Annotated in this window: 25 protein-coding genes; 16 read left to right on the top strand and 9 right to left on the bottom strand. The window is 59.6% G+C overall.

Annotated features, from left to right (window positions below):
• Window positions 1-4: 4 nt before the first annotated feature.
• The 13 genes from AB4Z19_RS23140 (at window position 5) to AB4Z19_RS23080 (ending at window position 10,641) form a co-directional block, all read left to right on the top strand.
• Window positions 5-775, top strand: a complete 771-nt coding sequence (locus tag AB4Z19_RS23140; RefSeq protein WP_442023156.1) for a ParA family protein — start codon at window positions 5-7, stop codon at window positions 773-775.
• A 6-nt stretch (window positions 776-781) separates the two neighbouring features.
• On the top strand, window positions 782-1,666 hold the full coding sequence (locus tag AB4Z19_RS23135) for a ParB/RepB/Spo0J family partition protein (RefSeq protein ID WP_442036128.1): 885 nt from the start codon (window positions 782-784) through the stop codon (window positions 1,664-1,666).
• Between the two features lie 254 nt (window positions 1,667-1,920).
• On the top strand, window positions 1,921-2,289 hold the full coding sequence (locus AB4Z19_RS23130) for an ATP synthase subunit I (protein ID WP_442023158.1): 369 nt from the start codon (window positions 1,921-1,923) through the stop codon (window positions 2,287-2,289).
• Between the two features lie 18 nt (window positions 2,290-2,307).
• On the top strand, window positions 2,308-3,123 hold the full coding sequence (atpB, locus tag AB4Z19_RS23125) for a F0F1 ATP synthase subunit A (RefSeq protein ID WP_442023159.1): 816 nt from the start codon (window positions 2,308-2,310) through the stop codon (window positions 3,121-3,123).
• 73 nt (window positions 3,124-3,196) lie between these two features.
• Window positions 3,197-3,478, top strand: a complete 282-nt coding sequence (gene atpE, locus AB4Z19_RS23120; protein WP_395404002.1) for a F0F1 ATP synthase subunit C — start codon at window positions 3,197-3,199, stop codon at window positions 3,476-3,478.
• A gap of 40 nt (window positions 3,479-3,518) precedes the next feature.
• Window positions 3,519-3,989 (top strand): F0F1 ATP synthase subunit B, encoded by a 471-nt coding sequence (locus tag AB4Z19_RS23115; protein ID WP_442023161.1) that lies wholly within the window; start codon window positions 3,519-3,521, stop codon window positions 3,987-3,989.
• 2 nt (window positions 3,990-3,991) lie between these two features.
• A complete protein-coding gene (locus AB4Z19_RS23110) occupies window positions 3,992-4,525 on the top strand; it encodes a F0F1 ATP synthase subunit delta (protein ID WP_442023163.1) in 534 nt (177 codons plus the stop codon).
• A 65-nt stretch (window positions 4,526-4,590) separates the two neighbouring features.
• Window positions 4,591-6,132 carry a F0F1 ATP synthase subunit alpha gene (gene atpA, locus AB4Z19_RS23105; protein ID WP_442023165.1) on the top strand — a complete coding sequence of 514 codons (1,542 nt, stop codon included), beginning with the start codon at window positions 4,591-4,593 and terminating at the stop codon, window positions 6,130-6,132.
• 54 nt (window positions 6,133-6,186) lie between these two features.
• A complete protein-coding gene (gene atpG, locus AB4Z19_RS23100) occupies window positions 6,187-7,059 on the top strand; it encodes a F0F1 ATP synthase subunit gamma (RefSeq protein WP_442036126.1) in 873 nt (290 codons plus the stop codon).
• Between the two features lie 30 nt (window positions 7,060-7,089).
• Window positions 7,090-8,490 (top strand): F0F1 ATP synthase subunit beta, encoded by a 1,401-nt coding sequence (gene atpD / locus AB4Z19_RS23095; protein ID WP_442036124.1) that lies wholly within the window; start codon window positions 7,090-7,092, stop codon window positions 8,488-8,490.
• A 51-nt stretch (window positions 8,491-8,541) separates the two neighbouring features.
• Window positions 8,542-8,967, top strand: coding sequence for a F0F1 ATP synthase subunit epsilon (locus AB4Z19_RS23090; RefSeq protein ID WP_442025790.1), 426 nt, complete (start codon window positions 8,542-8,544; stop codon window positions 8,965-8,967).
• 82 nt (window positions 8,968-9,049) lie between these two features.
• The gene (locus AB4Z19_RS23085; RefSeq protein ID WP_442025791.1) at window positions 9,050-9,961 is read left to right on the top strand and encodes a hypothetical protein; all 912 of its coding nucleotides are present in this window, start codon (window positions 9,050-9,052) and stop codon (window positions 9,959-9,961) included.
• Window positions 9,958-10,641, top strand: coding sequence for an SDR family NAD(P)-dependent oxidoreductase (locus tag AB4Z19_RS23080; protein WP_442036122.1), 684 nt, complete (start codon window positions 9,958-9,960; stop codon window positions 10,639-10,641). The genes AB4Z19_RS23085 and AB4Z19_RS23080 overlap by 4 nt, the downstream gene beginning before the upstream one ends.
• 83 nt (window positions 10,642-10,724) lie before the next feature.
• Here the strand turns inward: AB4Z19_RS23080 and AB4Z19_RS23075 are convergent, their stop codons facing one another.
• Together AB4Z19_RS23075 and AB4Z19_RS23070 are read right to left on the bottom strand one after the other, a co-directional pair.
• Window positions 10,725-11,276 carry a hypothetical protein gene (locus AB4Z19_RS23075; RefSeq protein ID WP_442025793.1) on the bottom strand — a complete coding sequence of 184 codons (552 nt, stop codon included), beginning with the start codon at window positions 11,274-11,276 and terminating at the stop codon, window positions 10,725-10,727.
• Window positions 11,277-11,311: 35 nt separating this feature from the next.
• A complete protein-coding gene (locus tag AB4Z19_RS23070) occupies window positions 11,312-12,109 on the bottom strand; it encodes a VOC family protein (RefSeq protein ID WP_442036120.1) in 798 nt (265 codons plus the stop codon).
• A 121-nt stretch (window positions 12,110-12,230) separates the two neighbouring features.
• On the opposite strand from AB4Z19_RS23070, the gene AB4Z19_RS23065 reads away from it, so the two are divergent.
• A complete protein-coding gene (locus AB4Z19_RS23065) occupies window positions 12,231-12,620 on the top strand; it encodes a VOC family protein (protein WP_442025795.1) in 390 nt (129 codons plus the stop codon).
• Here AB4Z19_RS23065 and AB4Z19_RS23060 read toward each other — a convergent pair.
• The 7 genes from AB4Z19_RS23060 to AB4Z19_RS23030 form a co-directional block, all read right to left on the bottom strand.
• A complete protein-coding gene (locus AB4Z19_RS23060) occupies window positions 12,617-12,985 on the bottom strand; it encodes a VOC family protein (protein ID WP_442025796.1) in 369 nt (122 codons plus the stop codon). The genes AB4Z19_RS23065 and AB4Z19_RS23060 overlap by 4 nt on opposite strands.
• A gap of 94 nt (window positions 12,986-13,079) precedes the next feature.
• A complete protein-coding gene (rsgA, locus tag AB4Z19_RS23055) occupies window positions 13,080-14,108 on the bottom strand; it encodes a ribosome small subunit-dependent GTPase A (RefSeq protein WP_442025797.1) in 1,029 nt (342 codons plus the stop codon).
• A gap of 231 nt (window positions 14,109-14,339) precedes the next feature.
• Window positions 14,340-14,714 (bottom strand): adenosylmethionine decarboxylase, encoded by a 375-nt coding sequence (speD, locus tag AB4Z19_RS23050; protein WP_442025798.1) that lies wholly within the window; start codon window positions 14,712-14,714, stop codon window positions 14,340-14,342.
• Entirely contained in the window at window positions 14,711-14,896 is a 186-nt protein-coding gene (locus tag AB4Z19_RS23045; RefSeq protein ID WP_442025799.1) for a hypothetical protein, read from the bottom strand. Before AB4Z19_RS23045 ends, speD begins: the two co-directional genes overlap by 4 nt.
• A complete protein-coding gene (locus tag AB4Z19_RS23040; protein ID WP_442036118.1) occupies window positions 14,893-16,371 on the bottom strand; it encodes a DUF4178 domain-containing protein in 1,479 nt (492 codons plus the stop codon). The genes AB4Z19_RS23045 and AB4Z19_RS23040 overlap by 4 nt, the downstream gene beginning before the upstream one ends.
• 9 nt (window positions 16,372-16,380) lie before the next feature.
• Window positions 16,381-17,424 (bottom strand): SPFH domain-containing protein, encoded by a 1,044-nt coding sequence (locus tag AB4Z19_RS23035; protein ID WP_442036116.1) that lies wholly within the window; start codon window positions 17,422-17,424, stop codon window positions 16,381-16,383.
• A 20-nt stretch (window positions 17,425-17,444) separates the two neighbouring features.
• Window positions 17,445-17,831 (bottom strand): DUF350 domain-containing protein, encoded by a 387-nt coding sequence (locus tag AB4Z19_RS23030; protein WP_442023532.1) that lies wholly within the window; start codon window positions 17,829-17,831, stop codon window positions 17,445-17,447.
• Between the two features lie 64 nt (window positions 17,832-17,895).
• On the opposite strand from AB4Z19_RS23030, the gene AB4Z19_RS23025 reads away from it, so the two are divergent.
• Window positions 17,896-19,407 carry a polyamine aminopropyltransferase gene (locus AB4Z19_RS23025; protein WP_442023534.1) on the top strand — a complete coding sequence of 504 codons (1,512 nt, stop codon included), beginning with the start codon at window positions 17,896-17,898 and terminating at the stop codon, window positions 19,405-19,407.
• Window positions 19,407-21,119 (top strand): NAD(P)-binding protein, encoded by a 1,713-nt coding sequence (locus AB4Z19_RS23020; RefSeq protein WP_442023536.1) that lies wholly within the window; start codon window positions 19,407-19,409, stop codon window positions 21,117-21,119. The genes AB4Z19_RS23025 and AB4Z19_RS23020 overlap by 1 nt, the downstream gene beginning before the upstream one ends.
• Window positions 21,120-21,162 lie beyond the last annotated feature (43 nt).

Here is a 21,162-nt window from a genome sequence, read left to right as displayed (position 1 = left end):
ATACATGGCCAAAATTTTCTGTGTAGCAAATCAAAAAGGCGGCGTGGGCAAAACCACCACGACAGTGAACCTCGCCGCCGGCTTGGCCAAACTTAACCAGCGCGTATTGCTGGTAGACCTGGACCCTCAGGGTAACGCCACGATGGGCGCAGGCATCAACAAAGCAGGCCTTACTTCCTCCACCTATGAAGTCATGCTCGGTACTTCCGACGTGGCCACTGCGCGCCAGCGTTCCGAGGCAGGGCGCTTCGACGTGCTGCCTGCCAACCGCGAGCTGGCCGGCGCGGAAGTGGAGATGGTGCAGCTGGATAACCGCGAACGCCGCCTGCGCGATGCGCTGGCCAAGGTGGATAGCGAATATGACTTCGTCCTGATCGACTGCCCTCCGGCACTGTCGATGCTGACGCTGAACGGCCTGTGCGCCGCACACGGCGTGATCATTCCGATGCAGTGCGAATACTATGCACTGGAAGGCCTGTCCGATCTGGTGAACACCATCAAGAAGGTGCACGCCAATCTGAATCCGGACCTGAAGATCATCGGCCTGCTGCGCGTGATGTTCGATCCGCGCATGACACTGTCGCAGCAAGTCTCGCAGCAGCTGGAGCAGCACTTCGGCGACAAGGTCTTCAAGACCATCATCCCGCGCAATGTGCGGCTGGCCGAGGCGCCGTCCTACGGCATGCCGGGCGTGACGTTCGACCCGGCTTCCAAAGGGGCGCAGGCATACATTGCCTTCGGCGCCGAAATGGTTAAACGCATCAAGAAAATGTAATCACACATGGCAAAGAAAATGAAAGGCCTCGGACGAGGCCTCGACGCATTGTTGGGCGGCGACCAGGACCCGGCAGATCCGACCTCCCATCCAAACCCGCACGAAATGCAGGTGGCTTATCTGCAGGCGGGTAAGTACCAGCCGCGTACCCAGATGGACGAGGGCAGCCTGGCCGAACTGGCGGCATCGATCAAAACCCAGGGCATCATCCAGCCGCTGCTGGTACGCCCGGTAGGTGTGGATAAGTCCAACGGCCACGTGCGTTACGAGATCATCGCCGGCGAACGCCGTTTCCGCGCGGCGCAGATTGCGGGCCTGGAAAGCGTGCCGGTCCTGGTGAAGGATGTGGACGACACGACTGCGGCCGCCATGGCCCTGATCGAGAATATCCAGCGCGAAGACCTGAATCCGTTGGAAGAGGCGCAAGGCATCCATCGCCTGATCACCGATTTCAACTTCACCCACGAGCAGGCGGCGCATGCCGTCGGCCGCTCGCGTTCTGCCGTGTCCAACCTGCTGCGCCTGATGAACCTGGCCGAGCCGGTGCAAACCATGCTGATGGCAGGGGATATCGACATGGGCCACGCCCGTGCGCTGCTGGCCGTCGACGCCGCCAGCCAGATCCAGCTCGCCAATGTTGTTGTTGCAAAACGACTGTCCGTGCGCGAAACGGAAAAACTAGTGCAGAAGCACATGGAGGAGGCGGCCGAGAAACCGGCCGCCCGCGTGCGCGAAAAATCGGGCGACATCAAGCGACTTGAAGAAGAGCTATCTGACACATTGGCAACTTCCGTGGTGTTCAAAATGGGCGCCAAAGGCCGTGGACAGATGATTATCGACTTCGCCGACCTCGATATCCTGGATGGCGTGATCGCCCGATTGCGTAGTTAGAACCCAAGGCCAGGACCAGGTGGCAGGCACGATGTGCCTGCCACCAGATTTTGCACTGTGGTTTTGTATGCAAGTTCCGCGTCAGCCAGCTGCGCTAAGCTGGGCGGCGATTACGTTGCAAGTAGTCGTCAGTTGACTGCGAATTCAGCAGAATAACGTTGTTGTTAGGGTGCTTTTTGCGTTGCACCATGTTTGACCATGCCCGTGTAAACCGACTATAATCCCGTGTCTTTGGGTCTATAGGAACGCGGTAAGTGAGTGATTCTTCGAAGAGTATCGCCAAACCAGTCTTCCGAGTAGTTGCCCTGCAGTTAACAATCGCCGTCCTTTTCTCAGCCCTCGTCGCGCTTTTCGCCGGGGTGGGGAAAGGCTGGTCCGCTGCCATGGGCGGCATTATTGCGGTCTTGGGTAGCCTGGTCTACGCGACCATGGTAGCGCGCGGTAGCGAGGATGCAAAAAAAGCATTCCGGACGCACTTCCGCGGCGAGATGGCAAAAGTATTTGTAACGGCAGTGCTGTTTATTTTGGCACTGGTGCTGTTCCCGTCAGCTGCATGGTTGTGGCTGATTTTAGGATTCGTGGTGACGACCTTCGCATACTGGTTGGCACTGCTCACGGTTTAAAAATCAATACATTTAATTATGACCACTGAACACACTGTGGGCCATGAGGGCCCGGCTAACGCCACAGAGTATATTCAGCACCACCTTTCCCACAATAGCCTGACCGATTCCAGCGTCGCCGCCGGCACGTTCAACCTGGATACGTTCTGGATCTCCGCGATCCTGGGCCTGGTTTTCCTCGGCATTTTCTACATGGCTTCCAAGCGCGCCACCGCTGGCGTTCCTGGCAAGCTGCAGAACTTCGTCGAATGGATCATGGAACTGGTGAACGACACCGTTAATTCCGCCTTCCACGCCAAGTCGAAAGTGATCGCCCCGTTGGCCATCACCATCTTCGTCTGGGTCTGGCTGATGAATGCAATGGACTTCCTGCCAGTCGACCTGCTGCCGAAGTTCCTGACCTTCTTCGGCGTGCACAAGCTTCGCGTTGTTCCTACCGCTGACGTGAACCACACCTTCGGCATGTCGATCGGCGTCCTGCTGTGCATCATCGGCTTCTCGATCAAGGCCAAGGGCATTGGCGGCTGGGGTAAAGAACTGTTCACCGCGCCGTTCCACGCGCACGGTGTGGCCGCCATCTTCCTGGCGCCTGTGAACTTCATCTTCCAGATGCTGGAACTGTTCGCCAAGCCAATCTCCCTGTCGCTGCGACTGTTCGGCAATATGTACGCCGGCGAACTGATCTTCATTCTGATCGCGCTGCTGCCATGGTGGGCACAGTGGCTGCTGGGCGGTCCATGGGCAATCTTCCACATTCTGATTGTTACCCTGCAAGCGTTTGTGTTTATGGCGTTGACGGTTGTGTATCTGGCCCTTGCGGTTGAGAAGCATTAATCAGCAACTTATTTTTGGTTTATTGGTATTTAGTTTTTTGGTATTTTCGTTTTTTTAAATTAGGAGAAATCTAATGCAAGCTCTGATCGCACAAGTACAAAGCATGACCGTTCTGGCAGTTGCCATCATCGTTGGCCTGGGCGCCATCGGCACCGCACTCGGCTTCGCTATCCTGGGCGGCAAATTCCTGGAAGCTTCCGCACGCCAGCCTGAACTGATGCCTCAGCTGCAAACCAAACTGTTCGTTATCGCTGGTCTGCTGGACGCGATCTCCATGATCGGCGTTGGTGTTGCTCTGCTGTTCACCTTCAACAACCCGTTCCTGACCGCCCTGGCTACCGCTGCTGCTCAGTAATCTTTCTCCTCTTTTCGGAGAAAACTTTTAGGAGCAAGGTATGAACATCAATATGTCTCTCATCGGTCAGATGATCACCTTCGCGGTGCTCGTCTGGTTCTCGATGAAGTTCGTATTCCCGGCGCTGAATAATGCGCTGGATGAGCGTGCCAAGCGTATTGCAGACGGTCTGGCTGCCGCCGACCAGGGCCAAGTGCTGGTAAAGCAAGCTGAAGAGCGTGCTTCCACCGCTCTGGCCGCTGCCCGCGACGAAGCTGCCCAGCGCGTCGCGGACGCCGAAAAGCGCGCTCAGCTGGTTGCTGAAGAAATCAAAGCCAACGCACAAGCTGAAGCCAACCGCATCATTGCGCAAGCGAAAGCAGAAGCCGACCAGCAAGCAACCCAGGCCCGCGAAGCACTGCGTGGTCAAGTGGCTGATCTGGCTGTGAAGGGCGCCGAGCAAATCCTGAAGCGCGAAGTCAACGCGTCGGCTCACGCTGACCTGCTGGCCCGCCTGGCAACCGAGCTCTGATCATGGCAGAACTCGCAACCGTCGCCCGTCCTTACGCGGAAGCCCTCTTCCGCGTAGCCAAGGCTGGTAACCTCGCGCAGTGGTCCGATCTGGTGTCCGAAATGGCCCAGATCGGTTCGCATTCGGAGGTGCTGGCGTATGTCCGCAACCCGAAAGTTTCGGCTGCCGACATCACCGCCACCATCCAGTCCCTGCTGAAATCGCCGCTCAACGCGGAAGCGAACAACTTCCTCTCGATGCTGATCGATAACGGCCGCATCGAACTGCTGCCTGAAATCGGCGCCCAATTCCAGCTGCTGAAGAATGCAGCGGAAGGTGCGGCAGATGCCGAAATCACGAGCGCATTCGACATGAGCGACGCCCAGGTGGCAGCGCTCGTCACGACGCTGGAAAAGAAATTCAGCCGCAAGCTCAAGCCGGCCGTTACCGTGGACCCAAGCCTGATTGGCGGCGTCCGCGTGGTGGTCGGCGACGAAGTGCTCGACACTTCGGTGCGCGCCAAGCTGCAAGACCTGCGCAATGCGCTGGTTGCTTGAGCCCCGCTTCGGCAGAGACCCTTTACCCTCGCGCAAGCTGAGAGAGAAAACATTTAGGAGTTAGTATGCAACTCAACCCATCTGAAATCAGCGAGCTGATCAAGAGCCGGATTCAAGGCATTGATGGCGGCGCTGAAGTGCGCAATCAAGGCACCGTAATTTCCGTTGCCGACGGTATCTGCCGCATCCACGGTCTGTCCGAAGTGATGCAAGGCGAGATGCTGGAATTCCCGGGCAACACCTTTGGTCTGGCAATGAACCTGGAGCGTGACTCCGTCGGCGCCGTGATTCTGGGTGCTTACGAGCACATCTCCGAAGGCGACACCGTGAAGTGCACGGGCCGCATCCTGGAAGTGCCGGTTGGTCCGGAACTGAAAGGCCGCGTGGTCAACGCCCTGGGCCAGCCGATCGACGGCAAAGGTCCTGTGGCTACCACCATGACCTCCCCAATCGAAAAGATCGCTCCAGGCGTTATCGCCCGTGAGTCCGTCGGCCAGCCTATGCAGACCGGCCTGAAGTCGATCGACGCGATGGTTCCAATTGGCCGTGGCCAGCGTGAGCTGATCATTGGCGACCGTCAAACTGGTAAGTCCGCCGTAGCGGTTGATGCGATCATCAACCAAAAAGGCCAGGGCATGACCTGCATCTACGTTGCAATCGGCCAGAAAGCATCGACCATCAAGAACATCGTGCGTTCCCTGGAACAGCACGGCGCGATGGAGTACACCATCGTTGTTGCCGCTTCCGCTTCGGAATCGGCTGCGATGCAGTACATCTCGGCTTACTCCGGTTGCACCATGGGCGAATACTTCCGCGACCGCGGTGAAGACGCCCTGATCGTGTACGACGACCTGTCCAAGCAAGCTGTTGCCTACCGTCAGATCTCCCTGCTGCTGCGCCGTCCACCAGGCCGCGAAGCATACCCAGGCGACGTGTTCTACCTGCACAGCCGTCTGCTGGAACGCGCAGCCCGCGTGAACGCCGACTACGTCGAGAAGTTCACCAACGGCGCCGTGAAAGGCAAGACCGGTTCCCTGACCGCACTGCCGATTATCGAAACCCAGGCTGGTGACGTTTCCGCCTTCGTTCCGACCAACGTGATTTCGATTACCGACGGTCAGATCTTCCTGGAAACCTCGCTGTTCAACGCCGGTATCCGTCCTGCGATTAACGCCGGTATCTCGGTGTCGCGCGTGGGTGGTGCTGCTCAGACCAAGGTCATCAAGGGCCTGTCCGGCGGTATCCGTACCGACTTGGCACAGTACCGTGAACTGGCTGCGTTCGCGCAGTTCGCTTCCGATCTGGACGAATCGACCCGTAAGCAGCTGGACCGCGGTGCCCGCGTGACCGAACTGCTGAAGCAGGCGCAATACTCGCCGCTGTCGATCTCCCTGATGGGCGCCTCCCTGTTCGCAGTGAACAAGGGCTTCCTGGACGATATCGCTGTCAAGCAAGTGCTGGCTTTCGAAGCCGGTCTGCACTCGTACCTGAAGACCAAGCAAGCTGCCCTGCTGGCCAAGATCGAAGAAACCAAGCAACTGGACAAAGACGCCGAAGCAGCGCTGTCGGCCGCCATTGCTGATTTCAAGAAATCCGGCGCATTCTAAGATGCACGGCGGCCTCGCAAGGGGCCGCCATCAAGCGCAAAGGAGTAAGGACTCATGGCAGTAGGCAAAGAGATACGTGGCAAGATCAAGAGCGTAGAGAATACGAAGAAGATCACCAAGGCGATGGAAATGGTCGCCGCATCGAAAATGCGCAAGGCGCAGGACCGCATGCGTGCCGCCCGTCCCTACAGTGACAAGATTCGTAATATCGCTGCGAACCTGGCAAATGCCAACCCCGAGTACACGCATTCCTTCCTGGCGGAAGCCAAGACGGACGCCAAGGCTGTAGGTTTTATCGTTGTCACGACCGACAAGGGTCTGTGCGGCGGCCTGAACACCAACGTTCTGCGTATGGTGACGAATAAAACCCGCGAGCTGGAAGCTGCAGGGAACAAGATTGAAGCAGTAGCGATTGGTAATAAAGGTTTGGGCTTCCTGAACCGCGTCGGTGTACCTGTTGTCGCTCAAGCTACCCAGATCGGCGATACGCCGCACCTGGAAAAGCTGATCGGCCCGGTACAGGTGATGCTGGAGAAATTCCAGGAAGGCAAACTGGACGCCGTCTACCTGTGCTACACCAAGTTCATCAACACGATGAAGCAAGAGCCTGTCGTCGAACAGCTGCTGCCGCTGGCCGCAGACAAGATGAAGGCCGATGCGAACAGCCACAACTGGGACTACATCTACGAACCAGACGCGGCGACCGTGATTGACGAACTGCTGGAGCGCTACATTGAAGCGCTGGTGTACCAGTCGGTAGCGGAAAACCTGGCATCCGAACAGTCGGCGCGCATGGTGGCCATGAAGGCCGCCAGCGACAACGCCGGTAACGTGATCGGTGAACTGAAGCTGGTCTACAACAAGACCCGCCAGGCGGCAATTACCAAAGAACTGTCCGAAATCGTGGCCGGTGCGGCAGCGGTTTAAACGAATTTAACTATATTTGAAGGAACGAACATGGCTGATGGCAAAATCGTTCAGTGTATCGGCGCTGTGGTGGACGTTGAGTTCCCACGCAACGCGATGCCTAAGGTTTTTGACGCGCTGAAAATGGAAGGCTCCGAGCTGACCCTGGAAGTGCAACAGCAGTTGGGTGACGGCGTGGTCCGTACCATTGCTCTGGGCTCCTCCGACGGTCTGCGTCGCGGCATGACCATCCAGAACACCGGCAAACCAATCATGGTTCCAGTGGGTAAAGCTACCCTGGGCCGTATTATGGACGTGCTGGGCAACCCGATCGACGAATGCGGCCCTGTGGCGCATGACCAGATCGCTTCCATCCACCGCGTAGCTCCGGCTTACGACGAACTGTCCCCTTCCCAGGATCTGCTGGAAACCGGCATCAAGGTTATTGACCTGGTGTGCCCGTTCGCAAAAGGCGGTAAGGTTGGTCTGTTCGGCGGTGCAGGTGTGGGCAAGACCGTGAACATGATGGAACTGATCAACAACATCGCTAAAGCGCACTCGGGTCTGTCCGTGTTCGCCGGTGTTGGTGAGCGTACCCGTGAAGGTAACGACTTCTACCACGAAATGGCTGACGCCAAAGTGGTTGACCTGGAAAACCCGGCCAACTCCAAAGTGGCCATGGTTTACGGTCAGATGAACGAACCACCTGGCAACCGTCTGCGCGTGGCGCTGACCGGTCTGACCATCGCCGAGTCCTTCCGTGACGAAGGCCGTGACGTTCTGTTCTTCGTGGATAACATCTACCGCTTCACCCTGGCCGGTACCGAAGTGTCCGCACTGCTGGGCCGTATGCCTTCCGCAGTGGGCTATCAGCCGACTCTGGCTGAAGAAATGGGCCGTCTGCAAGAGCGTATTACCTCCACCAAGACCGGTTCGATCACCTCGATCCAGGCCGTGTACGTTCCAGCGGATGACTTGACCGACCCGTCGCCAGCGACCACCTTCGGTCACCTGGATTCGACCGTGGTTCTGTCCCGTGACATCGCTGCTCTGGGTATCTACCCTGCAGTGGACCCACTGGATTCGACCTCCCGTCAGCTGGACCCGCTGGTCGTTGGCCAAGAGCACTACGACACCGCGCGCGCCGTGCAGGGCACCCTGCAGCGCTACAAAGAACTGCGTGACATCATCGCAATTCTGGGTATGGACGAACTGGCTCCGGAAGACAAGCTGCTGGTGGCGCGTGCTCGTAAGATGCAGCGTTTCCTGTCCCAGCCGTTCCACGTTGCTGAAGTGTTCACCGGCTCCCCAGGCAAGTACGTTTCGCTGAAAGACACCATCAAGGGCTTCAAGATGATCTCTTCCGGCGAACTGGACCACCTGCCAGAGCAGGCCTTCTACATGGTTGGTACCATCGAAGAAGCCATCGAAAAAGCCAAGAAACTGGGCTGATCGATTGACGTAGCGGCCTCCTGATCGAGGCCGCTATCACCGAGGATAAACATGGCAAACACTATTCACGTTGATGTGGTTTCGGCCGAAGAGCAGATCTTCTCGGGCGAAGCGACTTTCGTGGCGTTGCCGGGCGAGCAGGGCGAGCTGGGTATCTACCCGAAGCACACCCCGCTGATCACCCGTATCCGTCCGGGCGCGGTGCGCATCCAGGTTCCTGGCCAGGCTGAAGAAGAGTTCGTCTTCGTCGCCGGCGGCCTGCTGGAAGTGCAGCCGAACTCCGTGACGGTCCTGGCCGACACCGCAATCCGCGGCCACGATCTGGACGAAGCCAAGGCAACCGCCGCCAAGAAACTGGCGGAAGAAAACCTGGCCAACAACAAGACCGGTATCGACTACGCGAAAGCACAGGCGGAACTGGCAGCGGCCATCGGCCAGCTGGCAGCTATCGCCAAACTGCGTCAGACCAAGCACTAATCCGGTTTGCGCATCACAAAAAGGCAGCTACGGCTGCCTTTTTTTATTGTGTTAGCATTTCCCTTTTTGCAATGAGGGGTCTATGCGTCGCATTCTTCTGGCTGCACTTGGCCTGCTGTTCAGCGGCACGGTCGCCGCAGCGGAATTCCGTGATCTGACCGCGACCTTCACCGCGACCTGGGACGCGACCCAGCAGCTGTCCGAGCCGCAGCGTGTGGCAGCCATGAAGCAGGCATTGATGGCGCAGTATCCCGAGTTCTATGGCCGCGGCGAACCGGCCCAGCAGGATGCGCGCATCAGCCGCGCCATCAAGCGCTTTCCTACGATTCGCGCTGCCTATCTGGATCAGGCGCAGCGCTTCTCCGCTGCCATGCAGCAGCATCTGCAAACCTTTAACGCGGTCTTTCCCGACTTCCGCCTGACTGTGCCGACCGAACTGGTGCACTCGCTGGGCGAAATGAATGGCGGCACGCGCGAGCTGAACGGCAAGACGCACCTGATCTTCGGCGCCGACATGATCGCGGCGCTAGACCCGAAAGGCGATGCGGCGCCGCTCTTCCATCATGAGCTGTTCCATGTTCTGCATCAGCAGCATTTCACCTGCTCCGAAGATATCGTCTGGTCGCATATGTGGATTGAGGGCTTGGCGACGTACGTGTCGGCAGTCATGAATCCGCAAGCGAATGAAAAGGAACTTCTGCTGGACTATCCGGCCGGGATGGCCAGTGCGACAAACGCCCTGTTGCCTGCCGCCTGGGCGCAATTGAACACGGTGCTCGACAGTGCAAACGAAAAGGTGAACGAAGATTTGTTCTCCATGGGCGACAAGACGGACAAGCTGCCGCCGCGCCGCGCATACTATCTGGGCTACCTGATTGCAAAAGACGCCGCGAAGACGCACGATCTGCCGGCGCTGGCAAGGCTCGACTGCAAACAGGTGCGCGCGCTGGTCGGCGCCACGGTGGCCAGATTTGCGAAGGAGTCCGCACAATGAAGACCGTTCTGATCACAGGTGCGGCAGGTGTCCTCGGCCGCGCAGTAGTGGCTGCGTTCCGCACCGCCGGCGATAACGTCGTCGCTTTGGGGCGCGACCGCGCGCAGCTGGAGCAGGCGTTTGGGCCGCAGGCGGATGGCATGCTCTACGTTGCAGTCGACCTGCGCGATGCGGCCCAGGTGGCGTCTGCCGCTGCGGCCGCCAGGCAATGCTTCGGCGGCATCGATGTGCTGGTGAATGTCGCGGGCGCCTTCCGCATGGGCACGCCCGCGCACTCGGCGCCGGACGAGGAATGGGACCAGATGCTGGATGTGAACTTCCGCAGCACGCTGAATGCGGTGCGGGCGGTGGTGCCGCATATGCTGGAGGCGGGCGGCGGCAGGATCGTCAGCGTGGCCTCGGCAGCCGCGCGGCAGGGGCAGGCCAATATGGCGCCTTATGTCATCAGCAAGGATGCGGTGATCAGGCTGACGGAATCGATGTCCACCGAACTGCGCGGCAAGGGTATCAACGTCAACTGCGTGCTGCCGGGGATGATCGACACGCCGCAGAACCGCGCCGACATGCCGAACGCCGACCGCAGCAAGTGGACGGCGCCGGAAGCGTTGGCGGACGTGATCGTCTTCCTCTCCAGCGAAGGCGCCCGCGCCATCCACGGCGCGGCGATTCCCTGCACCTGAGCCGCGAAGGCGGGTCAATGACCCGCCCTACGCACCTCCGTCGATGACCCGCCATACGCGGGGCGGTCGATGATTCGCCGTGCCTACCGGCACATCGAATACGACTTCTTCTCTTCGACCCAACGGAAGGTGAAGGTGCGCGACTCGTAACGGGTCTGGCCGATCATCACGTCCGGCGTGACGAGGTCGAAGCGCTGCGGCAGCTTGCCCTTCAGGCGCAGGCGATAGCGGAACTGGGTGTCGTCGCTGGTTGCCACCGCTACCAGGGCCAGCGGCACGCCATTGACGATTTCCACAATCTCCGGCTTCTGGTTGGTGGGCCGCTGATAGACGCTGATCACCTGCGCTTTTTCGATCAAGGCGCCTTTCGGCTGCGTGGCCAGGAAACCATCCGTCTTGAACTGCAGCTGCGTGGAACGCGGCAGCATGTAGTTCAGGCCGATGTCGATGCCACCGTCCGGCGAAGCCGTCGGCGTGGTTGCCGAAACTGTGATGCCGCGCGGGAGCGGGAAGGTGTCGCCGTCCAGCAGCGTGCCGCAGTCGGCCGACGTGGCCTGATACAGCGGCGGAGGATTGTAGGCTTCGCCACAAGCGGCGAGAGCGAGGAGCAGGGCAAATGGCGCGTAGCGGCGCATGATGTGATGTCTTGTTGTTCTTGAGTCCCGCAAGTTTACCTGACTTCGCGGAACTCCAGCCAGAGTCCATGTGCCGAGGAGGGCGGCAGGAAGATGCTGCGGCCGGGTGGCGTCGTCACCGGCTCTGGCGGCGGCAGCCCGCTCGCCTTCATCGCAGCCTGAAGCGCAGCCAGATCGTGCGTTTTCAGCACCGCGCCGATGATGCGCCGTCCCGGTACGAGCTGCCGTGCGGCAGGCAGGAAGACGACCTCGCCTTCAGCGAGCCGCGCGACCGTCGCGGTGCCCGGCTCCGGCGTGTTGACCGGCTGGTTTGCGGCCAGGTCCGCGCCGAGCATGGCCAGCAGGGGCTGGTCGTCATCCGGGCCGGCGAGCCAGACGCCTATCAATCCATACGCGCCGTTGGCATGCGTGAAGTAGGCCTGGCTATCGGTCGGCGATGCGAGCCGCGATGAAAAGAAGAGGTGTTGGGGCGACTCCAATGCGACCGTCGCCCAATCACGGCGGAACGGCAGGCTCAGCGCCTTGAGCCGCGTGCCGAGCGCATCGAAATCCGGTGCGTAGAAGGCTACAAAAGCCGGGCCGTCGCTGTCCCGTAGGTGGTGGACATACTGGCCGCTCAACTCGTCACGCGCAGCGGGCGCGGTAATCAGTTCAATTTCTGTGCGATCGGGGAATTTCAGATGCAGGTTGCGGATGCCATTCTCATGCGGCCGGCCTGGCTTGACCGTGAAGCCGAGGCGGACGAAGTCCCTGGCCGCCTGATCAAGATCGCGCACCGCCAGCGGAATATGGTCGAGCCCCAAAATCACAGGGGCCGGCGCTGCGTGCGCCAAGCCGGCTGTCAGAATGGAAGCGAGCAAAAGTAGTAACAACCTTCGCATTACTATCGGTGCGCCATTGAGTTTCGCGGAATGATACGCTGGGATACCGGCGGTTCCTTTAATTGGAGGTCCTATGATCAACCATTTTGGCCTGGTCGTGACAGATTTTGTGCGCAGCGCTGCGTTGTACGATGCCTGCCTCGCACCGTTGGGCTTCCATCGTCTGGAAACTGATTTAGATTGGGCAATTTATGCACCTGCCAGCGGTGAGCCATTCCTTTGGGTTGGATCGGAAATACCCAGCTATTGGCGATCGGAACACGAAGCTGGACGCTCTCCATTTCATGTAGCATTCAATGCACCCGATCGCACTGCGATTGAAGCATTTTATTCTGCCGCCTTGGCTCACGGCGCCAAGGATAATGGTCCGCCAGGGCCGCGCGTCAGCTGGGCGAATTTTTACTCCGCTTATATCCTTGACCTCGACGGCAATAATATCGAAGCCACCATACGCGAACCTTAGTTTTTCTTCTCTTCCATCAGGGCCAGCAAATGGCCGTCAGGATCACGGAAAAAAGTCATCCACAAATCGTGGTCAGGCATTTTTGCGACAAGATGGGGCTCGTCTTCAAAAGCAACCTGTTTGGATTTTAAATCGGCAGCGACTGCTTCTATATTTTCCACCATGAAGTAATGGCAAGCACCAGATCCAGGTGAAACGGTTTTGGGTGAACCTTCCAGCATCAGCCGTACACCAGCGCAGTCGAAAAATACCAATTCGCCAAAACGGAAGAGTTTTTTCAAGCCGAGCGCTTCGCCATAAAAGGCTTCGGCGCGGTTGGCGTCGGAAACGGGGAGTGCGATCTGGCCAATGCGGGAGAGGCTCATGTTGGCTCCTTATGTTGTTGATTTACATGGTAGCACGACATGGCATGAACGCTAATGTTTGGTGCATTCATGCCACAAACTAGCATAACGATAACTAACTTCGCTTCTCTCGTGCCCGAGCGAGCGCCGCTTTGCCGAGCGACTTCCACTTCGTACGATCGGCGATCCGGTCCAGCGGCGTCTGTTGCGCGCGGCGGACTTCGCGCAGGAGTTTCTGGTAATTCTGCAAGCGGTCCTGATCAATTGCGCCACGAACCGCGCAGCCGGGTTCGGATTCGTGATGGCAATCTCGGAATTGGCAATTTGCGGAAAGTAATTCAATATCGTCGAACGTCGCGGCAATTGCCGATTCATCCGCGTCCGGACTCCAACTTCTTAATCCTGGCGTGTCGATAATACAGGCGCCGGTTTGGCAAAAATACATGGAACGGGCTGTCGTCGTGTGGCGGCCGCGATTATCGCCATGCCGAACGCTACCGGTTTCCTGATTTGCACCGGTCAGCGTATTGGTTAATGTTGACTTACCGGCGCCGGACGCGCCTAATAGGCAAACCGTCTGACCTGCTGCGAGCCAGGGACTTAATTGCGCAGCCGAGGCCGGATCGGCGCCATTAATTTGAAAAACCGGAATGTGAGCGGGCAAGCGAGTGGAAACATCACGCGGCACGGCGATATCGGATTTTGTAAATACGATGAGTGGCGCAATATCCGCAGCACTGACGATTGCAATATAACGCTCAAGGCGGCGCAAATTGAAATCATGGTCAAGACCCATAAGCAATAAGGCGGTGTCGATATTGCTGGCCAATAATTGACGCTGGCCAGATGAATTACGCCGGGTGATTTGATTGGCTGGGGACATCTGTTGAATTATCCACAGCTCGCCGAGAGAGTTAGTCTCAGCAATAAGCCAGTCGCCGACAGCCAATTCGGCATGTAGCGATGGATGGGCGCGCGCGGCGAGTTCGGAACAACCGTCGTGAACAGTCATCCATTCACGCTGGATTTCGGTGAGCCGTACCAGGCGAGAAGTTGGCCCGGCAGGCGGCAGCGTCGCGAGACGCGAAACGATCGGATTATTCAGGCCGAGACGGCGCAATGCTTCGAAATCGAAGTCGATCATGATGAGTTGGTTTTCCCAAAAAATAGATCACGGCGCTCGCAAAGGCGAGCGAACGAAGAAAAGGGAAAGTCGGCGCGCGGTCAGCCGCGGCTCAGCACCAGCTCAGAGAAAGCTAATCGGGGAAGATCGCGGAGATCAGGCGGCCGACAGGAGGGCAATATCCGGCTTACGCATAGTTTTGTCTCCTGTGGGTTGAAAGTTCGCCAAGTGTGGCACTCGGCCGGCTGCCTGTCAACGCGGCGGAATGCGGCGGATTGTCGTGATCGCGCAGCCGGAAGGATGCAAGGCCTCGCGCAGCAGCGACAGCGCCCGTTGCGGATCGGTCCTGCCGCACATGAAGATGTCGGCCGCCGCAAAGCCGGTTTCCGGCCAGGTGTGGATTGAAATATGGGACTCGGCCAGCAGCACGACACCGGTCACGCCCTGGCCCTCGCCAAAGCCGTGGAAATGGCTGTGCAGCACATGCGCACCCGCCGCCGTGGCTGCATCGCGCAGTAGCTGCTCAATTTTCGAGCAATCGGTCAGTAGCTCCGCCGCGATGCCGGACATATCCGCCAGCAGGTGAACGCCCGCTGGCTGATAAAGTTGTTGAACGTGAGCGCTCACTTATGTCCACCTCCGCCACCACCGCCGCTGCCACCGTAGTAGCCGCCACCGCCCCAGCTGCCGGAACTGGACGACCAGCTGCTGCCGCCGCCCGTTGCGGACGGGCCGGAGAACATGCGTACCCAGCTGGTTCCCGAGCTGAACAGGGTGACGAATAGGGCGTAGGCCAGGAATTTATTCATTGCTTGTCGATCGAATCAAGGAAGATCGCGGGCAGGTAGATCGCCAGCGCGCCGAGCATACTGTACGCAAACTGAGCACCGAAGCCGCCATTGTCCATGCTCGCCAGCAGCGGGATGGCATTCAGCACCAGCATCACAATGATGAAATTTTTGGCAGAGCGCTTGTAGCGGCCGGCCTGCTCGGCCAGCTTGGGACCGGACACCGGCGCCGAGCCGTGCACCGAGGTGCCGAACCAGGCCTTGAGCTGGTCGAAAGCCAGCGGCGTCGAGCGCGACCAGGTCAATTCCTCGTCCGTCAGCTCCGCCGCCAGCGAAACCTGCTGGCGCTTGAATTCGGCCACGCGGGTGCGGTCGCCCGCTTTCACGCGCCAGTTGAAGGCGCCCGCCGCGTAGGTCACTACCGAGCCGTAGGTGTAGAGCTTCTCGAATTCGGCCTTGTCCAGCGTGGCGGTGCTCCCGCCATCCCAGGTTGGCCAAACATCCAGCACATTGGCGCGTGACCAACCTTCGTCCGTCTCCACCAGCCAGGTAAAGCCGGCGCGGGGGCCATACAGCAGATATTCGGTCCACTGCGTGCCCTCGTCGTCTGCGCGGCGCATGGCGCCAATCACGGTGAATTCCTGATTGCCCAATTTTCCGGATGCGCCCAGATCGAGGGTAAAGCGTTGCCGCTCCACGCTTTCGCCCGCTGCCAGCACCTCCACCTTCGGACTGGATGCGTCGATCTGCGTGTGGCAGGCATGGCAGACCAGATTGGCGGTCATGCCGGGCAGATACTGGATAGGACTGCCGCAGGAGGGGCAGTCCAGCTTATCCAGCTTGCCGCGGTAACGTCCCGCACTCTGTTTGATCTGCTCATCGTCGCGCAGCAGCTGGCATTGCATCGATTCCAGCGTGACCGGCACGCCGGTGTATAGCGCTGGCGGACCTTCGTCGGAATAATCCAGCGTGACAAAGCTGGAGCCGCGGCGGAAGTCCGCCACCCTGGCTTGCCAGCCGTCGCCGGCTTTGAAAGGCAGCTCGCCCTGGCCGCCAATGCAATCGGCCGTGCGCACATCGGCCGCCGTGTAGTGCTCGTTGTTGATCTTGTACTGCTGTCCTGCGCGCAGCGATTCGAAGGCAGGCAATGCGCTTTCAGGCTGGCGCAACGTTGTGATCATGTACTGGCCGGACGCGTCGCCCAGCCAGCCGGTAGTGGCATCGTCGAACATCAGGTACCACTCGTTCCACATGCCCGCGTCGTAGCGCAGCTGGATGCGGCCCACCACGTTGAAGGGGCGGCCGCCCAGCACGCCGCTGGTGCCGATCTGGATCGGCGAATAGTCCTCCAGCACGGACGAGATTTTGCCCAGGTCCCGCACCGCGTCTGCTTCTTTGAGCACGCGCGTATTGCAGTACTCGCACACGGCCATGACCGACGCGGCCGAGCGGAACTTGACCTCCGCGCCGCAGCTGGGGCAGGAAACGATTTGCATGCGGGCGGATTATCCGATCAGTTTCTTCAGCAGTTCCGCCTTGGTGCTGTCGTAATCGGCAGCGGAGATCAGGCCCTTGTCCAGCAAGCCTTTCAGCTTGGACAGACGATCTTCGATCGATTCCTGCGCTGGTGCTGCCGCCGCTGCCGGCGCTGCAGCCACAGGAGCCGCCTGTCCCATCGTCTGGCCCATGGCCTGGCCGATTGCCTGGCCTACCGCGACGCCGGTACCCAGCCCTGCACCGAGGCCAGCCAGTCCGCCTTCGTTCTGCGCTGCCAGCGGAATCGCCTGCGCAGTCTGGAACTTGGTGTAGCCGGCCATCTTGTCGGCGCCCAGGCCGCCTTTCATGCCGGCGGAGATTCGCTCGTCCAGCGCTGCCTGCAGTTCCTCCGGCAGGCTCACGCTGGCGACATTGAATTCATCCAGTCCGATACCGTAACGGGCGAAGGCGTCGGCCAGGCCGCCTTTGACTTCCTGCGCCATCAGGGCCTGATTAGCCGCCATATCGAGGAAGGCGATCTGTGATGCGCCCAGCGAGCTGGCCATCGACGCCATCAGAATACCGCGCAGCTGGTCTTCCACCTGGTCGCGCGTGTAAGTGTCGCGCGTGCCGCTCAATTCGGTGAAGAACTTGCGCGCATCAGCGACGCGATAGGAATACATGCCGAAGGCACGTACGCGGATCATGTCGAAGTCTTTGTCGCGGATCGTGATCGGCTGCTGCGTGCCCCACTTGCGGCCGGTCTGCACGCGGGTGCTGAAGAAATACACGTCCGACTTGAACGGGGAGGCGAACAGCTTGTCCCAGTTTTTCAGGTTAGTCAGCACGGGCAGGGTCTGCGTGGTGAGCTTGTGCGTGCCCGGACCGAACACGTCGGCGATCTGGCCTTCGTTGACGAACACGGCCACCTGCGACTCGCGCACGATCAGCACGCCGCCGTTCTGGATTTCGAAGTCCTGCATCGGATAACGCCAGGACAACACGCCTTCCGTGTCTTCATTCCATTGCAGTACATCGATAAACTGCTTCTTGATAAAGCTGCCGATACTCATGATGGACCTCGTTCGAAAAATCAGGAAATGCAGGCGGCGTTGATACCACCGATGGAAATGGAAATGGTGCCAAGCAGTGCACCAAAGGCGCTGTTATTGGCTTCGATCTGGTCTTGCGCCATTTTCAGGCAGCGCGTTACTACAGCATAGCTGATGGCTTGCACCACCATCGCGCCAGCGGCCCAGGCAAAGAACTCCTGGTAGTTAGAGGTGTGCAGCAGGCTTGAACCGATGGTCAGCGAGAAGCCGATCATGGCGCCGCCCAGCGACAGCGCAGCGGCGTGATTGCCCTGGCGGATCAGCATCACTTCATCGTAGGGGGTGAACCAGGTGTAGGCTTTGAAGAACACAGCGAGCAGTACGGCGGCCAAAAATAGATGGATCAGATAATTTGCGATGGCGTACACGTCGATCCCCGGTTAAAGTGACAAGCTTGCTAACATAGAAACATATTAGAGCAAAAGCAGCCAAATGACCAAAAAGATTCTGATCCTGTCCGTATTCGTTGTGGCGTCCTGCGGGCTGGCCTACGAACTGATTGCCGGCGCTTTGTCCAGCTATCTGCTGGGCGATTCGATCCTTCAGTTTTCCACCATTATCGGCTGTTATTTGTTCGCGATGGGCGTCGGCGCCCACCTCTCGAAATATGTGAAGGACGACGATGTGCTGGCGCGTTTCGTCGACATCGAATTGGCCGTGGGGCTGATTGGTGGCGTGTCGGCGGCAATGCTGTTCATGACCTTTTCGTGGATGGCGGCGCCGTTCCGCACCGTGCTGTATGTGGTGGTGTTTCTGATCGGCGCACTGGTAGGCATGGAAGTGCCGCTGGTGATGCGTGCGCTGAATTCACGGCAGACGCAGTTCAGTGAGCTGGTGAGCCGCGTACTGACCTTCGACTATCTGGGCGCGCTGGCCGTGTCGCTGCTGTTCCCGCTGGTGCTGGCGCCGCATCTGGGCCTGGTGCGCACCGGCTTCCTGTTCGGGATGCTGAATATCGGCGTCGCCCTGTGGACAATTCTCGTGTTTCGCACAGAGCTTGCGAATGTTACGGGCCGCATGCTGCGCGCTTGTGCAGTGCTGCTGGCGCTGTGTGTCGGTTTCGCCAGTGCGGACCGGCTGACCAGCTGGGGAGAGCATGGTTTGTTCGGCGACGAGATCGTGTATTCGACCACCACGCCGTATCAGCGGCTGGTGATTACGAAGTGGAAGGACGATATCCGCCTCTACATCAATGGCAATTTGCAGTTCTCCTCGCGCGATGAGTACCGCTATCACGAGGCGCTGGTGCATCCGCTGATGGAAGCGCTGCCGTGGGCGCGGCGCGTACTGATTCTTGGCGGCGGCGATGGCCTGGCCATGCGTGAAGTGCTGCGCTATCCGAATGTGCAGCAGGCCACGCTGGTCGACCTTGATCCGGCAATGACGGCGGCGTTCAGCAAGCGTGAAGAGCTGGTGGCGCTGAATAAGGGATCGCTGACCGACAAGCGGGCGCGCGTGATCAATGCGGATGCGGCGTTGTGGCTGCAACAGAACGAGGAAATGTTCGACGCCGTTATCATCGACTTTCCGGACCCTTCCAGCTTCGCGTTGGGCAAGCTGTATTCGGTGCCGTTCTACGGCATGGTGAAGAAGCATCTGGCTGCGAACGGACTGGTGGTGGTGCAGTCCACGTCGCCATTCTTTGCGCCGCATGCTTTCTGGACCATCGACTCGACCTTGCGCGAAGTGGGCCTGCGCACCTGGCCTTATCACCTTTACGTGCCATCGTTTGGAGAGTGGGGCTTTGTCATGGCTTCACCGCAGGCGAACTACAAGGCGCCCGAATCGTATCGCCTGCCGATGCGCTATCTGAATGCGCAGACCACGCAGGAGATGTTCACCTTCCCGCCGGATATGAAGCCGATGGCGATGGAACCTAACCGGCTCAATACGCAATCGCTGGTGCATGAATTCGAAGAGGATTGGCGGAGGGTGATCCGCTGATGCTGCGCCGTTCGTTTTTGGTGTGGGCTGGCGCCGGTGGTCTTGCCGCTGCAACGGCCGTCACGGGCTTTGAACGCTGGCGCGAGATTACGCCGCGCGTACTGGCTCCCGGCCGCGAAGAAGGCCACTTCCTGCGCGATCGCCACGCTTTGCCACCGTCTTCGCAGACCATCGAGACGGATGTGCTGATTGTCGGTTCAGGCATTGCCGCCATGACTGCCGCCTGGAAGCTGCGCAAAGAAGGGCACGATGACTTTCTGATCCTTGATGGGCCGGAACGCTATGGCAATGCGGCCGGTGGGCACTTCGGCAATCTTGCGTTTCCAACTGGCGCGCATTATCTGCCGCTGCCGACACAGGATTGCTTCCATGTGCGCGAGATTCTGGCCGACCTGGGCGTGATTCAGCGTGATCCACAGGGGCCGAAGCCGTACTACGATGAACGTTTTCTGTTGCATGCACCGGAGGAGCGCGTGCTGTACAAGGGCGCCTGGCAGGAAGGCGTGCTGCCGCGCGAAGGTGTTCCGGCAGAGGAGGTGAAGGAGCATCAGCGCTTCTTTGCGCAGGTGGCATCCTTGCGCGATGCGCGGGGGAGCGATGGCAAGCGCGTGTTTACCTTTCCAACTGCGCAGTGCTCGACGGACCCGGAGTGGCTGAAGCTCGATGCGCTGACGTTTGCGGCATGGCTCGATCGCGAGGGCTACCGTTCGCCATCGCTGCGCTGGTATATGGATTACTGCTGCCGCGATGATTACGGTGCGGGCAGCGATAAGGTGTCCGCCTGGGCGGGGCTGCACTATTTCTGCGGACGCGGCGCAGAAGCGGCCAACGCGGAGCCGGGTGCCTGGCTGACATGGCCGGAAGGCTTGCAGGCGCTGGCCAGTGGCATGGAGAGCAGGGCGCAGCCGCGCAGAATGGCGGGGACGGCGGTGTCGCTTCGCATCATCGATGCCGCGCGTGCCGATGCGGCGCCGGAAGCTCCTGCCGCGGAATCGAAGCCGGCTCGGCGCCGCGACAGCGCCGCGGCAGGCGGTGTCACAGACTCCGCGGCGGCGCGCGTCGAAGCGCTGTGCTTCGTGCTGGAAGGCAGCAAGCCGCGTACTTTCACGATCCGTGCGCGCAAGGCGATTTGCGCGATGCCACTGCACGTCGCTTCGCACGTGGTGGCGGCGATGCCCGGCTTCGACCCGGCACAGCATATGCCCCAGCATGCGCCGTGGCTGGTGGCGAACTTCCTGATGAGGCGCTTTCCGGACGAGCTGCCGCAAGCGCCGCTGTCATGGGATAACGTGGTGTATGGCAGCCAATCGCTTGGCTACGTCGTTTCGACGCATCAGGATATCCGCGTCACGCCGCCAGAAAAAACCGTCTTCACCGCCTACACGGCGCTGGCCGGAAAAGACCCAGCCGCAGCACGCCGATGGATGCAGGAGGCAAGCGGAGAAGAGCTGCTGGCGCTGGCCAGCGTGGATTTGCGCGCCGCGTACGGCAGGCAGTTCGATGCCAGTGTGGAGCGCGTAGACATAACACTGCGCGGCCATGCGATGGCGGTTCCGCAGCCAGGATTCCGCAGCAATGCCGGACTACAGGTCTTGCGAACGCAAGATGGGCCAATTCTGTTCGCCCACTCCGACCTGAGCGGCTTCTCCGTCTTCGAAGAGGCATCGTGGTGGGGTTACCGCGCGGCGCAGCTGGCGTTACGCGGCGCGTAAAAAATAGGCAAAAAAAAGCCCGCGAATCTCGCGGGCTTTGGGA

The organism is Pseudoduganella sp. RAF19 (assembly GCF_052114165.1).
Taxonomy (GTDB): Bacteria; Pseudomonadota; Gammaproteobacteria; order Burkholderiales; family Burkholderiaceae_D; genus Rugamonas.
The sequence above is the reverse complement of the archived record's forward strand: the minus strand, read 5'-3'. Positions and strand labels throughout refer to the sequence as shown.

Coding starts and splice junctions, on each gene's coding strand:
- AB4Z19_RS23140 (WP_442023156.1), top strand. CDS start 5: ATGGCCAAAATTTTCTGTGTAGCAAATCAAAAAGGCGGCGTGGGCAAA.
- AB4Z19_RS23135 (WP_442036128.1), top strand. CDS start 782: ATGGCAAAGAAAATGAAAGGCCTCGGACGAGGCCTCGACGCATTGTTG.
- atpB (WP_442023159.1), top strand. CDS start 2,308: ATGACCACTGAACACACTGTGGGCCATGAGGGCCCGGCTAACGCCACA.
- atpE (WP_395404002.1), top strand. CDS start 3,197: ATGCAAGCTCTGATCGCACAAGTACAAAGCATGACCGTTCTGGCAGTT.
- AB4Z19_RS23115 (WP_442023161.1), top strand. CDS start 3,519: ATGAACATCAATATGTCTCTCATCGGTCAGATGATCACCTTCGCGGTG.
- AB4Z19_RS23110 (WP_442023163.1), top strand. CDS start 3,992: ATGGCAGAACTCGCAACCGTCGCCCGTCCTTACGCGGAAGCCCTCTTC.
- atpA (WP_442023165.1), top strand. CDS start 4,591: ATGCAACTCAACCCATCTGAAATCAGCGAGCTGATCAAGAGCCGGATT.
- atpG (WP_442036126.1), top strand. CDS start 6,187: ATGGCAGTAGGCAAAGAGATACGTGGCAAGATCAAGAGCGTAGAGAAT.
- atpD (WP_442036124.1), top strand. CDS start 7,090: ATGGCTGATGGCAAAATCGTTCAGTGTATCGGCGCTGTGGTGGACGTT.
- AB4Z19_RS23090 (WP_442025790.1), top strand. CDS start 8,542: ATGGCAAACACTATTCACGTTGATGTGGTTTCGGCCGAAGAGCAGATC.
- AB4Z19_RS23085 (WP_442025791.1), top strand. CDS start 9,050: ATGCGTCGCATTCTTCTGGCTGCACTTGGCCTGCTGTTCAGCGGCACG.
- AB4Z19_RS23080 (WP_442036122.1), top strand. CDS start 9,958: ATGAAGACCGTTCTGATCACAGGTGCGGCAGGTGTCCTCGGCCGCGCA.
- AB4Z19_RS23075 (WP_442025793.1), bottom strand. CDS start 11,276: ATGCGCCGCTACGCGCCATTTGCCCTGCTCCTCGCTCTCGCCGCTTGT.
- AB4Z19_RS23065 (WP_442025795.1), top strand. CDS start 12,231: ATGATCAACCATTTTGGCCTGGTCGTGACAGATTTTGTGCGCAGCGCT.
- AB4Z19_RS23060 (WP_442025796.1), bottom strand. CDS start 12,985: ATGAGCCTCTCCCGCATTGGCCAGATCGCACTCCCCGTTTCCGACGCC.
- rsgA (WP_442025797.1), bottom strand. CDS start 14,108: ATGATCGACTTCGATTTCGAAGCATTGCGCCGTCTCGGCCTGAATAAT.
- AB4Z19_RS23045 (WP_442025799.1), bottom strand. CDS start 14,896: ATGAATAAATTCCTGGCCTACGCCCTATTCGTCACCCTGTTCAGCTCG.
- AB4Z19_RS23040 (WP_442036118.1), bottom strand. CDS start 16,371: ATGCAAATCGTTTCCTGCCCCAGCTGCGGCGCGGAGGTCAAGTTCCGC.
- AB4Z19_RS23035 (WP_442036116.1), bottom strand. CDS start 17,424: ATGAGTATCGGCAGCTTTATCAAGAAGCAGTTTATCGATGTACTGCAA.
- AB4Z19_RS23025 (WP_442023534.1), top strand. CDS start 17,896: ATGACCAAAAAGATTCTGATCCTGTCCGTATTCGTTGTGGCGTCCTGC.
- AB4Z19_RS23020 (WP_442023536.1), top strand. CDS start 19,407: ATGCTGCGCCGTTCGTTTTTGGTGTGGGCTGGCGCCGGTGGTCTTGCC.